General features: G+C 66.2%; 13 protein-coding genes. 10 read left to right on the top strand and 3 right to left on the bottom strand.

What is annotated here, in order from left to right:
- Positions 1-13: 13 nt before the first annotated feature.
- The gene (locus J3E61_RS16650; RefSeq protein WP_210084285.1) at positions 14-3,307 is read left to right on the top strand and encodes an error-prone DNA polymerase; all 3,294 of its coding nucleotides are present in this window, start codon (positions 14-16) and stop codon (positions 3,305-3,307) included.
- A gap of 99 nt (positions 3,308-3,406) precedes the next feature.
- Here the strand turns inward: J3E61_RS16650 and J3E61_RS16655 are convergent, their stop codons facing one another.
- Positions 3,407-3,823 (bottom strand): TIGR03667 family PPOX class F420-dependent oxidoreductase, encoded by a 417-nt coding sequence (locus J3E61_RS16655; RefSeq protein ID WP_210084286.1) that lies wholly within the window; start codon positions 3,821-3,823, stop codon positions 3,407-3,409.
- Positions 3,824-3,845: 22 nt separating this feature from the next.
- Here J3E61_RS16655 and J3E61_RS16660 point away from each other — a divergent pair, with 22 nt between their 5' ends.
- Positions 3,846-4,487, top strand: coding sequence for a nitroreductase family protein (locus tag J3E61_RS16660; RefSeq protein ID WP_210084287.1), 642 nt, complete (start codon positions 3,846-3,848; stop codon positions 4,485-4,487).
- A 111-nt stretch (positions 4,488-4,598) separates the two neighbouring features.
- Here the strand turns inward: J3E61_RS16660 and J3E61_RS16665 are convergent, their stop codons facing one another.
- The gene (locus tag J3E61_RS16665) at positions 4,599-5,063 is read right to left on the bottom strand and encodes a tRNA (cytidine(34)-2'-O)-methyltransferase (protein WP_210084288.1); all 465 of its coding nucleotides are present in this window, start codon (positions 5,061-5,063) and stop codon (positions 4,599-4,601) included.
- A 15-nt stretch (positions 5,064-5,078) separates the two neighbouring features.
- Between J3E61_RS16665 and J3E61_RS16670 the strand changes: the two genes are divergently transcribed.
- The 7 genes from J3E61_RS16670 (at position 5,079) to J3E61_RS16700 (ending at position 11,022) form a co-directional block, all read left to right on the top strand.
- Positions 5,079-5,684: a class I SAM-dependent methyltransferase gene (locus J3E61_RS16670; protein WP_210084289.1), complete on the top strand. Its 606-nt coding sequence runs from the start codon at positions 5,079-5,081 to the stop codon at positions 5,682-5,684.
- Between the two features lie 240 nt (positions 5,685-5,924).
- Positions 5,925-8,804 (top strand): sensor histidine kinase, encoded by a 2,880-nt coding sequence (locus J3E61_RS16675; RefSeq protein ID WP_210084290.1) that lies wholly within the window; start codon positions 5,925-5,927, stop codon positions 8,802-8,804.
- On the top strand, positions 8,801-9,217 hold the full coding sequence (locus tag J3E61_RS16680) for a roadblock/LC7 domain-containing protein (protein WP_192721892.1): 417 nt from the start codon (positions 8,801-8,803) through the stop codon (positions 9,215-9,217). Before J3E61_RS16675 ends, J3E61_RS16680 begins: the two co-directional genes overlap by 4 nt.
- Positions 9,218-9,224: 7 nt before the next feature.
- A complete protein-coding gene (locus tag J3E61_RS16685; RefSeq protein WP_210084291.1) occupies positions 9,225-9,599 on the top strand; it encodes a DUF742 domain-containing protein in 375 nt (124 codons plus the stop codon).
- Complete coding sequence (locus J3E61_RS16690; protein WP_210084292.1) at positions 9,580-10,161, top strand: ATP/GTP-binding protein; 582 nt, start codon at positions 9,580-9,582, stop codon at positions 10,159-10,161. The genes J3E61_RS16685 and J3E61_RS16690 overlap by 20 nt, the downstream gene beginning before the upstream one ends.
- Complete coding sequence (locus tag J3E61_RS16695; protein WP_210084293.1) at positions 10,154-10,711, top strand: pentapeptide repeat-containing protein; 558 nt, start codon at positions 10,154-10,156, stop codon at positions 10,709-10,711. Before J3E61_RS16690 ends, J3E61_RS16695 begins: the two co-directional genes overlap by 8 nt.
- A 137-nt stretch (positions 10,712-10,848) precedes the next feature.
- Complete coding sequence (locus tag J3E61_RS16700; RefSeq protein WP_210084294.1) at positions 10,849-11,022, top strand: hypothetical protein; 174 nt, start codon at positions 10,849-10,851, stop codon at positions 11,020-11,022.
- 58 nt (positions 11,023-11,080) lie between these two features.
- Here the strand turns inward: J3E61_RS16700 and J3E61_RS16705 are convergent, their stop codons facing one another.
- Positions 11,081-11,659, bottom strand: a complete 579-nt coding sequence (locus J3E61_RS16705; protein ID WP_210084295.1) for a TetR family transcriptional regulator — start codon at positions 11,657-11,659, stop codon at positions 11,081-11,083.
- 86 nt (positions 11,660-11,745) lie between these two features.
- Between J3E61_RS16705 and J3E61_RS16710 the strand changes: the two genes are divergently transcribed.
- Positions 11,746-12,192, top strand: coding sequence for a nitroreductase family deazaflavin-dependent oxidoreductase (locus J3E61_RS16710; protein ID WP_210084296.1), 447 nt, complete (start codon positions 11,746-11,748; stop codon positions 12,190-12,192).
- The last annotated feature ends 39 nt before the right edge of the window (positions 12,193-12,231 follow it).

The following is a 12,231-nucleotide window of genomic DNA, read 5'->3' on the forward strand; positions in this document are numbered from 1 at the left end:
TTATGCTGGCGGCATGGGCTGGCATACCGGGCCGCCGAGCTGGACCGAGATGGAGCGGGTGCTCAACGGCAAGCCGCGCCGTGCCGGCTGGCCCATCGACGAGCAGGTGGGCGACGGCGGCGACAGCCCGGCCTGGTCGCGTAAGCGGGGGGACTACGAGCCGCTCGAGGTCGACCGGCCGGCTTCGTCGACGCCGTATGCCGAACTGCATGCGCATTCGGCGTACAGCTTCCTCGACGGCGCGAGCACGCCCGAGGAACTCGTCGAGGAGGCAGCCCGCCTCGATCTGCGGGCCATCGCGCTGACCGACCACGACGGGCTCTACGGGGTGGTGCGGTTCGCCGAAGCGGCCAAGGAACTCCAGATGCAGACGGTGTTCGGCGCCGAGTTGTCACTTGGCGGTGGCGACCGCACCGAGGATCCCGATCCGCCGGGACCGCACCTGCTGGTGCTCGCCCGCGGGCCGGAAGGCTATCGGCGGTTGTCGCGACAGCTGGCGACGGCGCATCTGGCGGGCGGGGAGAAGGGCAAGCTGCGCTACGACTACGACGCGCTGACCGAGGCGGCAGGTGGACACTGGCACATCCTGACAGGCTGCCGCAAAGGCCATGTCCGCCAAGCGCTTTGCGAGGGCGGCCCGGAGGCAGCCGGCCGAGCCCTTGCCGATCTGGTTGACCGGTTCGGCGCCGACCGGGTCAGCGTCGAGCTCACTCACCACGGCCATCCCCTCGACGACGAGCGCAATGCGGCGCTTGCCGACCTTGCGCCGCGATTCGGTGTCGGCATGGTGGCCACCACCGCCGCGCACTTCGCCGCGCCGTCGCGGGGCCGGCTCGCCATGGCGATGGGTGCGATCCGGGCCCGAAATTCGATGGATGAGGCGGCGGGATACCTTGCGCCACTGGGCGGCTCGCACCTGCGATCGGGGGAGGAGATGGCGCGACTGTTCGCACACTGCCCCGAGGTGGTCACGGCTGCGGCCGACCTCGGCGAGCAGTGCGCGTTCGGGCTGGCGCTGATCGCCCCGCAGCTGCCACCGTTCGACGTCCCCGAAGGGCACACCGAGGACAGCTGGTTGCGGCAGCTGGTGATGGAGGGCGCCCGCGGGCGATACGGTCCGCCGGAGCGGGCGCCGCGGGCGTATGCACAGATCGAGCACGAGCTGAAAATCATTGAGCAGCTGACCTTTCCGGGCTACTTTCTGGTCGTACACGACATCACGCGGTTCTGCCGCGACAACGGCATCCTGGCCCAGGGTCGCGGGTCGGCGGCCAACTCCGCGGTCTGCTATGCGCTCGGCGTCACCAACGTCGACCCGGTCGCCAACGAGTTGCTGTTCGAACGGTTCCTGTCCCCGGCGCGCGACGGTCCGCCCGACATCGACATCGACATCGAATCCGACTTGCGCGAGAAGGCAATTCAGTACGTCTACGACCGCTACGGTCGTGACTACGCCGCGCAGGTCGCCAACGTCATCACCTACCGAGGCCGCAGCGCGGTGCGCGACATGGCGCGAGCGCTGGGGTTCTCGCAGGGCCAGCAGGACGCGTGGAGCAAGCAGATCGGCCAGTGGGGAAACCTGGCCGAAGCGCCGCACGTCGAGGACATCCCGGAAGCCGTGATCGACCTCGCGATGCAGATTTCGAACCTGCCCCGGCACATGGGCATCCATTCCGGCGGCATGGTGATCTGCGACCGGCCGATCGCCGACGTGTGCCCGGTCGAATGGGCGCGGATGGAGAACCGCAGCGTCCTGCAATGGGACAAGGACGACTGTGCGGCAATCGGTTTGGTGAAGTTCGACATGCTGGGCCTTGGCATGCTCTCGGCGCTGCACTACTGCATCGATCTGGTCGCCGAACACACGGGCATCGACGTCGACCTCGCGAAACTGGACCTCTCCGAGCCTGCGGTGTACGAGATGCTGCAGAAAGCCGACTCCGTCGGGGTGTTTCAGGTGGAGTCGCGCGCGCAGATGGCCACGCTGCCGAGGCTGAAGCCGCGAGTGTTCTACGACCTGGTGGTCGAGGTCGCGCTGATCCGGCCAGGACCGATCCAAGGCGGGTCGGTGCACCCGTACATCAAGCGCCGCAACGGGGAAGAGCCCGTCACCTACGACCATCCTTCGATGGAATCGGCACTGCGAAAAACGTTGGGGGTGCCGCTGTTTCAGGAGCAGTTGATGCAACTCGCGGTCGACTGTGCCGGCTTCTCAGCCGCCGAGGCCGACCAGTTGCGCCGGGCCATGGGATCCAAGCGTTCCACCGAACGGATGCGACGACTGCGCGGCCGGTTCTACGACGGCATGCGTGAGCGGCACGGCATCACTGGCGAGGTGGCCGACCGGATCTACGAGAAGCTGGAAGCCTTTGCCAATTTCGGCTTCCCGGAAAGCCATTCATTGAGCTTCGCGTCGCTGGTGTTCTACTCGTCGTGGTTCAAGTTGCACCATCCGGCGGCGTTCTGTGCGGCGCTGCTGCGGGCGCAGCCGATGGGCTTCTACTCCCCGCAGTCGCTGGTGGCTGACGCCCGACGACACGGGGTGACGGTGCACGGGCCAGACGTCAACGCGAGCCTCTCCTACGCCACGCTGGAGAATGCGGGCTTGGAGGTGCGGCTGGGCCTCGGTAGCGTCCGCCACATCGGCGACGAGTTGGCCGAACAGATCGTCGACGAGCGAAAAGCCAACGGCCCGTATGCTTCTCTGCTCGACCTGACCGGACGCATCCAGCTGTCGGTGCCGCAGACCGAGGCGTTGGCCACCGCGGGAGCGCTTGGCTGCTTCGGGGTCACCCGCCGCGAGGGGTTGTGGGCCGCGGGCGCGGCGGCCACGCAGCGGCCGGACCGGCTGCCGGGGGTTGGGGCGTCGTCGCATATCCCGTCGCTGCCCGGCATGACCGAGCTGGAGCTGGCCGCCGCCGACGTGTGGGCCACCGGCATCTCACCGGACAGCTATCCCACGCAGTTCCTGCGCGAAGATCTCGAGGCCATCGGCGTGGTGCCCGCCGATCAGTTGTTGTCGGTGCCGGACGGCACCCGCGTGCTGGTCGCGGGTGCGGTGACGCATCGACAGCGGCCCGCGACCGCGCAGGGCGTCACGTTCATCAATCTCGAGGACGAGACCGGGATGGTGAATGTGCTTTGCGCGCCTGGGGTTTGGGCGCGACACCGCAGGCTGGCGCAGACGGCGTCGGCGCTACTGGTCCGCGGTCAGGTGCAGAACGCCACCGGCGCGGTCACCGTCGTCGCCGATCGGCTAGGAAAGCTGTCCATGAAAGTCAGCTCGAAAAGCCGCGACTTCCGCTGACACCCAACTACGCCGTGGGCCCACACGCCAGTAGGGGACGTGCGTGTCTGCACGCCAACACGCCGCGGCGAGCGGACATTTCGTGCACACTCGTGAGGGTCAGCCCTCGGTCGGTGTGGTCCAGACCTTGTCGATGCTGATCTTCAGCCGGGCGTTGTAGGCGGCGAGGAACTCGTCGCTGAAGCCGAAGCTGGCGGCAAGCTCACCGTATTTCGCCTGATATTGCTCGTCCTGCAAGGGATCTGCGCCCTCAGCATCGACCGAAGCGATGCCTCCGACGATGATGATCCCCGCGCCGTTGCCATCCGAGTCCAGGTTCAGGCTGACCCGCGGATGGTTCTTGATGTGCCGTACCTTCCCGGCGCCGGGTTCGGAGTAGACGACGACATCGGTGCCGTCGAAGTAGAACCACACCAGCCGGGGAACGGGCTGACCTGACTTCGCAACCGTCGTCAGCCAGCCGTAGTGATCTGACGAGAGCCTGGCGGAAACCTCTTGAGTCAATTCGACTGCCATGAACCGAATGTAGTCTCGCGAAATGACCTTGAACCTCTCCGCAGATGAAGTCCTGACCACCACGCGCTCAGTGCGCAAGCGTCTCGATTTCGACAAGCCGGTGCCGCGAGAGGTGTTGACGGAGTGCCTCGACGTGGCGTTGCAGGCGCCCACGGGATCCAACGCCCAGGGCTGGCAGTGGGTGTTCGTCGAGGACGCCGACAAGAAGAAAGCGCTCGCCGACATCTACCGCACCAATGCGACCCCCTATCTCGACCTGCCCAAGCCCGTGCGCGGCGACATCCGTGATGACCAGATGGACGCGGTGATGAGTTCGGCGAAGTACCTCAACGAAAACCTCGAGAAGGCGCCGGTCATGTTGATTCCGTGCCTGGAGGGCCGGCCCGACGGCGCGCCCGCAGGCATGAGCGCGTCGTTTTGGGGATCGCTGCTGCCCGCGGTGTGGAGCTTCATGCTGGCGCTGAGGTCTCGCGGCTTGGGATCAGCGTGGACGACGCTGCACCTACTCGGAGACGGCGAGAAGCAGGCAGCCGAACTCCTCGGCATCCCGTTCGACAAGTACAGCCAGGCCGGCCTGTTCCCGATCGCGTATACGAAGGGCACGGACTTCCGGCTCGCCAAGCGGCTGCCCGCTGAGCAGGTCACACACTGGGACACCTGGTAGTCGCGGGAAATATGTCTCGCTCGCGAGGCGACGAGCGTGCGCAGAATGCACACCAAATGCGGCGTGTCGGCGTGCAGACGCGCACGCTCGCGGTACTAGCGGTACTAGGGGTTAGACGGCGCCGCGGAAGCCCTGCTGGCGCCAGGCCTCGTAGACGGCGACGGCCGCGGCGTTCGACAGGTTCAGTGACCGCCTGCCCGCCAGCATCGGGATGCGCACCTGCGCAGTGATGTGCGGGTCGGCGAGCGTCGCCGCATCAAGGCCCGTCGGTTCAGGGCCGAACATCAATACGTCGCCGGGTTGGTAGCTGACGTCGGCGAAGGAATTCGTGGCATGCGCGGTGAAGGCGTAGACCCGCGAAGGCGCCAACGCCGACCATGCCGTCGCAAGATCGCGATGCACAGTGACCGACGCCAGGTCGTGATAGTCGAGGCCGGCCCGGCGCACCTTGGGTTCGGACAAGTCGAAACCGAGCGGTTCCACCAGATGCAGTTCACATCCCGTCGCGGCGACCATCCGGATCGCGTTGCCGGTGTTGGGCGCGATCCGCGGCGAGAAGAACAGCAATCTGAACACGGCGATAATGCTTGCATGGTCGAGCGGAGCATCTGGATGCAGAAGGTTGCTGCCAATCCCGGACATTCGGATTGGTACATCGAGCGCTTCCGCGCCATGGCGCGTGCCGGCGAGGATCTGGCCGGCGAGGCGCGCTTCGTCGATGCGATGGCGCCCCGTGGCGCGCGCATCCTCGACGCAGGCTGCGGCTCCGGCCGGTTGGGTGGGGCACTGGCCAAGGCCGGTCACGACGTGGTCGGCGTCGACGTCGACCCGGCGCTGATCGAAGCCGCCGAGCACGATCACCCCGGCCCGCGCTGGCTCGTCGGCGACCTCGCCGAACTCGACTTGCCCGCCCGCGGCATCGTCGAACCGTTCGACGTCATCGTGGCAGCGGGCAATGTCATGGCGTTCTTGGCTCCGAGCACCCGGGTCCAGGTGTTGCGCCGACTGCGCGCCCACCTCGCCGCCGACGGTCGCGCGGTGACCGGTTTCGGTGCGGGCCGCGATTATGAGTTCGCCGAGTTTCTCGATGACGCGGCCACGGCGGGATTGGTGCCCGATCTACTGCTGTCCACCTGGGATCTGCGGCCGTTCGCCGATGACTCCGACTTCCTTGTCGCGGTCCTGCGGGCGGTCTGAAAGATTCGTCGCTTCACCGCCCAATCATTTGCTCGGGCGTATCGAAACGGCTCGTCAGAGTGGTTATCAAGTCTGTCTGTTCAGTAAGAATTGTGGAATCGGCTGCACATGGCTGTCATACTCGACCAATTGCCAGGCGTAGAACGCCGCCCATCGGTGGGCGAAATCAGCAGGAAGTCATATGAACGACGCTCCATTACTGAATTGCGGGCAGGCGACCGATAGCAACGGCGGCCGCCCATGACCGCGTTCTCGCAGCTGAAAAAGGCCGATGGCACGCTCGTCGATTTCGAACCAAAGCCGCAGCGGCCCGCCAAGAGACCATCGCGATGGTCGATGACGAATTGGCCGGTTCGGTGGAAAGTCTTTGCGATCGTTTTGGTGCCGTTGGTTCTCGCCGGGACGTTCGGCGGATTGCGCATCTACTCGAGTGCGACGGACGCCGCCGATTTGCGCCGGGCCGCCGATCGCGCCGAAATGGTGCCGGCGATCGAGAGCTACATGGGTGCGCTCGACGCTGCGATGCTGGCCGGTTCGACCGGTGGTGACACCCAAGCCGCGCTGAGCAAGTTCGACGCCGCCCGCCAGAACCTCCAACGGCGACTGACCGACACTGACGTCGTCCCTGATGTCAGCAAGGCCGTGACGACGATGATCGGCGCGGGCCAGGCGCTGATGGACAAGGTCACGGCCAACAGCATCGGGCTGCGCGATCGCGTGCAGGCCTACACCCCGATCCTGCTGACCGCCGAGGACGCCATCAACGGGTCGGTGCGCGTGGAAGACGAGCGCATCCGCGCCGAGACGCTCGGGCTGAGCCGCGCCGTCGGGGCCCGGGGCCAGATGATGATCCAGCAGCTGCTGGTGAACCTGGGCGGGGAATTGCCCGACCCCGAGCTGCGGATGTCGATGACGACGGTGGCAGGCACCGAACCGTCGACGCTGTTCGGCATGAGCCAGGTGCTCGGCATCGGCTCGCCCGAGGCGGGCAAGCTGCAGCAAGAGTTCGTCAAACGGATGGCGATCATGTCCGACCCCGCCGCCGTCCTGGTCAACAATCCGGACCTCAGCGCATCGATCCAGGCGACCAACCAGATCGCGAACAAGATGGTCGCCGACACGTCGAAGGCGGTGACGGATGCGGTGGAGCGCGAGGCCGCGGCCCAGCGCACGGCTGCGATCCGCGACGCCGCGATCGTCGTTGGCGCGATGCTGGTGGCGCTGCTGCTCGTCATCCTGGTGGCGCGATCGCTCGTGCGCCCGCTGCGGAGGCTGCGCGACAGCGCACTGAAGGTCGCGCACGACGATCTGGCCCGCGAGATCGATCGAGTCCGCGCCGGTGGCGAGCCAGGCCACGTTGCGCCGATTCCGGTGTACACCTCCGAGGAGGTCGGCCAGGTCGCGCACGCCGTCGACGAGCTGCATGAGCAGGCCGTCATGTTGGCCAGTGAACAGTCCCAGCTGCAGCTGCAGGTGAGCGACATGTTCGAGACGTTGTCGCGACGCAGTCGGTCACTGGTGGATCAGCAGCTCTCGCTGATCGACCGCCTCGAGCGCAACGAGGAGGACCCCGAGCGGCTGGAGAGCCTGTTCCGGCTTGATCACCTCGCCGCCCGGATGCGTCGCAACGGCGCCAACCTACTGGTGCTCGCCGGCGCCAAGGTGCCGCGTGACCAGGCCGAGCCGGTCCCGGTGTCGGCGATCATCAACGCTGCCGCCTCGGAGGTCGAGGACTACACCCGCGTGGTCACCGCGACGGTGCCCGACAGCGAGGTGATCGGCGCCGTCGCAGGCGATCTGGTGCACCTGCTGGCCGAGCTTCTCGACAACGCACTGCGTTATTCGCCGCCGATCTCCCAGGTTCGCGTTTCGGCCGTGCACACCGGCAATGGCGGGTTGGTCATCGAGGTCAGCGACATCGGCATCGGCATGACCGAACCCGACCTGCGCGTGGCCAATACCCGTCTGCAGTCCGGCGGCGAGGTCAACCCGTACACCGCTCGGCACATGGGCCTGTTCGTGGTCGGGCGGCTCGCCTCGCAGCACGGGCTGGTGGTCCGGCTGCGCAGCACCATTGTAGGCGAACCGAATTCGGGTACGACCGCCGGTGTCTTCGTGCCCGGCGACTTGCTCGTCGTCGCAGGGGTTGGGCCCGATCAGTTCGGCGAACCCGAGTACGGCGCCCCCGCTGATGCCCACGCGGGCATCCACACTGCGTTGGCGCTCGACGAGGACCACGACTTCGGCGACTACGTCGAAGAACCCGGACACGAATACACCAACGGCCACGGCGACGTGCCCGTCGCGTTGTTGCCGCAACGCAATCCCGGCGCAAGCGGAATCTCCGACCTTCCTGCGTCGCTCGCCCAACCCGCCGAGGAAGAGCCCGCCGACGAGTGGCCGGCCGAAGAGCAGTGGCCCGAAGACTCGATGCCCGCGCAGACGCAAGAGGTCCCGCCTTGGGGACAGCGCCTCGCGCCGCAACCCGAAGCCGACCGGGCTCCGGTCGACACATCGGCGTTCTTCGCGTCGCGCGCGCAGGCCGCCAGCAACGGCGTGCCCGCTTCGCCGGAGGTCGAGGAAGCGCAGCCGCAACCCCCTGCGCAAGCTCAGCCGTCTGCCGCTTCAGAGGACCCGCAACCCGAGTCGACGGGGCCTGCGGTCGAAGAGCCGTCGGCCACGGCGGGTGCCGACGACGCGATCTATCAGAAGATGCTGTCCGAATGGCTCGTCGATCCGACCGACCTGGCCAAGAGCGAGGACCTGAATTGGGAATCGGTGTGGGATCACGGCTGGTCGGCGGCCGCGGCAGCGGAGGAGGCGCCGGTCGCCGAGCACACCGAGGAAGGTCTGCCGGTTCGTGAGCCGGGCGCGCGCCTGGTCCCGGGTGCGGTCGACGTGGCAAGGCCGTCGAACGGCACTGCGCACACCAACGGCGGTGCTCACCGGAGCGACCAGGACGACGACGAGGTAGCATCGGCGGCTGAGTTCGGCACCGGCGGAGGACCGATTCCGTCCCGCGATCCTGAGGCCGTCCGCGCAAGCATCAGCAACCATTTCGGTGGAGTGCGGGCCGGCCGATCACATGCCCAAGAGACCAGAGGAACCGATAACGAATGAACTACCCGCCACGTTCGACGCAGCGCGACTCGCTCGACTGGCTGGTCTCGAAGTTCGCCCGCGAAGTATCCGGTGTCTCGCATGCCGTGCTGGTGTCCGCCGACGGACTGCTGATGGCGGCCAGTGAACACATGCCGACCGAACGGGCCGACCAACTCGCCGCGGTCGCCTCCGGCCTCGCGAGCCTGTCGACGGGCGCCTCGCAGTTGTTCGACGGCGGATACGTGCTGCAGTCGGTTGTCGAGATGGAGAACGGCTATCTGCTGCTGATGCGTGTCGGCGACGGCTCCAACCTTGCGACGCTGGCCACCCGTAACTGCGACATCGGCCAAATCGGTTACGAGATGGCCATTTTGGTAGAGCGAGTAGGCGCCATGGTCCAGTCGGCACGACGCTCCCCGCAGCACTCGTGAGTGGCCTATGGAAAATTGGGAGTCAGACGACACGGCCGAACCGCAGCTGGTTCGGCCGTACACCTTGACGGCCGGCCGCACCGATTCCCGCGTCAACCTGCCGCTCGAGGCGCCGATCGAGACCGTGCTTTTGCCACCGAAAGCGCCGCGCTGGCCTGGCAACGACGTACGCGGCCGGATGCTGTCAATGTGCGCAGACAGCCCGTCGGTCGCCGAAATTGCCGCTGTCTTATCGCTGCCTCTCGGCGTGGCGCGCGTGCTTATCGGTGACCTCGTGACGCAAGGTTATCTACGGGTGCACACGACCCTTGGTGATTCCACCACCATCGACGAACGACGTGAATTGATAGGAAGGACGCTGCGTGGCCTACGAGCGCTCTGAGGGGCGGGACACCGCCTCGACGAAGATCGTCATCTCCGGTGGCTTCGGCGCCGGCAAGACGACGTTCGTGGGTGCGGTTTCCGAAATCATGCCGCTGCGCACCGAGGCGTTGGTGACCAACGCGTCTGCGGGCGTCGATGGGCTCGAGCTGACCCCGACGAAGAACACCACCACCGTGGCGATGGACTTCGGCCGCATCACGCTCGCCGAGGATTTGGTGCTGTACCTGTTCGGCACACCGGGGCAGCGCCGGTTCTGGTTCATGTGGGACGACCTGGTGCGCGGCGCCATCGGTGCCATCATCCTGGTCGACGTGCGACGGCTGGCGGACAGCTTCGCCGCGGTCGACTTCTTCGAGGCGCGCAAGTTGCCGTTCCTGATCGCGATCAACGAATTCGACGGGGCGCCAAAGCATCCCGCTCAGGCGGTGCGCAAGGCGTTGGCGCTGCGCGAGGACATTCCGATCATCACCGTCGATGCGCGCGACCGCCATTCGACCAAGGCTGCGTTGATCGCCATCACCGAGTATGCGCTGAACAGCCTGACGCCAGTTCGTGGCTGACGAGGTTTGGGCCGAGCGCGAGTTCAACGGTCACGACTTCCGTGACGAGGACCTGAGCCGGCTGCGAACCGAACGCGCAATTTTCACCGATTGCGATTTCAGCGGAGCCGACCTGTCGGAATCAGAGCACGAGGGCTCGGCTTTTCGCAACTGCACATTCCGACGAACATCGTTGCTGCACAGCATCTTTCGGCACTGCAGTTTCTTGGGTTCGGTTTTCACCGAATGCCGCCTGCGGCCGATCAAGTTCGTCGAGGTGGATTTCACGCTGACGGTTCTTGCCGCGGCGGATCTGCGCAGCGCCGACCTATCCGACTGCCGATTGCGCGAAGCCAGCCTGGTGGACGCGGACCTGCGCAAGGCCGTGTTGCGGCGCGCCGACCTGACCGGTGCTCGCGTACAGAACGCCAAACTGGAAGAAGCCGATCTGCGCGGCGCACGGGTTGATCCGACGCTGTGGATCACGGCGAGGTTGCGTGGCGCGAAGGTCGACATCGAGCAGGCGATGGCGTTCGCCGCCGCGCACGGTCTGGATATCCAGGGCGGCTGACGGCGTCCCGCCCGCCGAAATTGCGGATTCCTGCCAACCGGCGGTCAATTTCTGCCAGCGGGATTATCGGCTTCGCCAGCGCGTTTAACCCTACAGAGCCGCTAAAGCGGTTAGAACATACAGAGGAAGGCATCGAAATGAAGAAGTTCGGATTCGCCACCCTGATCGCCAGCGGCCTGACAGCGGCAGTGCTCGGTCTCGCCGGACCCGCCCAGGCCGATATCGTCACCAACCCCGTCGCGCCTCACTACCAGGTCGACAATCACGACAACGTGAACACGACGAACGGCTTCGTCGACGTCCCGTTCTGATTTGGTACAGGCATTAAGCAGACCGCCGATTGCGGCGGTCTGCTTGCTTGTGCGGGCGTCATGGGGCCAGGTGGCGACTGACGATGGGCGCGATCCGCTCGATCAGTTCTTCCACCGGTGTCGACGCGACGGGTTCGACGCGCAGGATGTGCCGGAGATACGCCATGCCCAGCAGCTGCGACATCGCAAGGTCGATGCGAAGCTCGGCGTCCGGCGCCTTGAGAGCCGCCGCGATGTGCGCGTACACCTGTCCCTGGATGAATTGGCGCACCAGGTTCGCCGACTCCTCGTGAGTTGCCGCCCCACGCAGAATCGCCAGCAGTGGCGCACGGGATTCCGGTTGCTCCCACGCCTCGAAGAACACCCGCGTCAGCCGCTCACCGATGTCGCCGCGGTCTCCCGCGGTGATGCGGGCGGCAATGTCGCCAGGCTCGAACGGCCAACCCATCGTTGCGCGGAAGAGTTCGACCTTGCTGCCGAAGTAGTGGCGGATCATCGCCGGATCGACACCGGCGGCCGCGGCGACGTCGCGTACCGAGGTCTTGTCGTATCCGGTGTCGGCGAACAACCGCCGTGCTGCGCCGAGGATGACGTTGCGGGTATCGGTCTTGCCGCGCGGGCGTCCGATCCTGGCCATAGTGGCGAAATTCTACAGCCGTTGACTTTTGGGCGGGGCGTAGTTAGCGTGGTGATCAGAAATTCCACAGGTGAGGAGTTTTTGATATGCCAGCACCACGATGGGTTGCCCGGGCCAACAAGATCGGCCTGAATCGCCTGACGAAATTCGTCGCCCCGTGGGCGCCTGGATGGGCAGTCGTCATCCACCGGGGACGCAAGTCGGGCCGGACGTTTGAAACCCCGCTGTGGGCCTTCCGGCGCAGGGGCGGATACGTGATCGCGCTGACTTACGGTTCCGGCGCCGACTGGGTGCGCAATGTCATGGCCGCGGAAGGCTGCCAGCTGGAGAGCAGGCGGCGCCGCTACCAAATGGGTGCACCGCGCCTCTACCGCGACGAGACCGCCTCCGACATGCCGGCGTTCATCCGCTTCATGCTGAGGCGGGTCATCAAGGCGCCGGAGTTCCTCAGCCTCGACATCGTCAGCGAGCCGGACGTCAACGTCGGACAGCGCGCAGCTCAACAAGATTCACTCCGACGTCCCGCCGACTGATCAAATGCAACGAATCCCGCCTGCGTCGGCCCCGCGCGG

Source organism: Mycobacterium sp. OAE908, assembly GCF_017872775.1.
Lineage (GTDB): Bacteria > Actinomycetota > Actinomycetes > Mycobacteriales > Mycobacteriaceae > Mycobacterium.

What these genes read in the sequence shown, in the direction of transcription:
- J3E61_RS16675 (WP_210084290.1), top strand. Translation starts at nt 5,925, where the DNA reads ATGACCGCGTTCTCGCAGCTGAAAAAGGCCGATGGCACGCTCGTCGAT.
- J3E61_RS16670 (WP_210084289.1), top strand. Translation starts at nt 5,079, where the DNA reads ATGGTCGAGCGGAGCATCTGGATGCAGAAGGTTGCTGCCAATCCCGGA.
- J3E61_RS16650 (WP_210084285.1), top strand. Translation starts at nt 14, where the DNA reads ATGGGCTGGCATACCGGGCCGCCGAGCTGGACCGAGATGGAGCGGGTG.
- J3E61_RS16660 (WP_210084287.1), top strand. Translation starts at nt 3,846, where the DNA reads ATGACCTTGAACCTCTCCGCAGATGAAGTCCTGACCACCACGCGCTCA.
- J3E61_RS16705 (WP_210084295.1), bottom strand. Translation starts at nt 11,659, where the DNA reads ATGGCCAGGATCGGACGCCCGCGCGGCAAGACCGATACCCGCAACGTC.
- J3E61_RS16700 (WP_210084294.1), top strand. Translation starts at nt 10,849, where the DNA reads ATGAAGAAGTTCGGATTCGCCACCCTGATCGCCAGCGGCCTGACAGCG.
- J3E61_RS16710 (WP_210084296.1), top strand. Translation starts at nt 11,746, where the DNA reads ATGCCAGCACCACGATGGGTTGCCCGGGCCAACAAGATCGGCCTGAAT.
- J3E61_RS16680 (WP_192721892.1), top strand. Translation starts at nt 8,801, where the DNA reads ATGAACTACCCGCCACGTTCGACGCAGCGCGACTCGCTCGACTGGCTG.
- J3E61_RS16685 (WP_210084291.1), top strand. Translation starts at nt 9,225, where the DNA reads ATGGAAAATTGGGAGTCAGACGACACGGCCGAACCGCAGCTGGTTCGG.
- J3E61_RS16655 (WP_210084286.1), bottom strand. Translation starts at nt 3,823, where the DNA reads ATGGCAGTCGAATTGACTCAAGAGGTTTCCGCCAGGCTCTCGTCAGAT.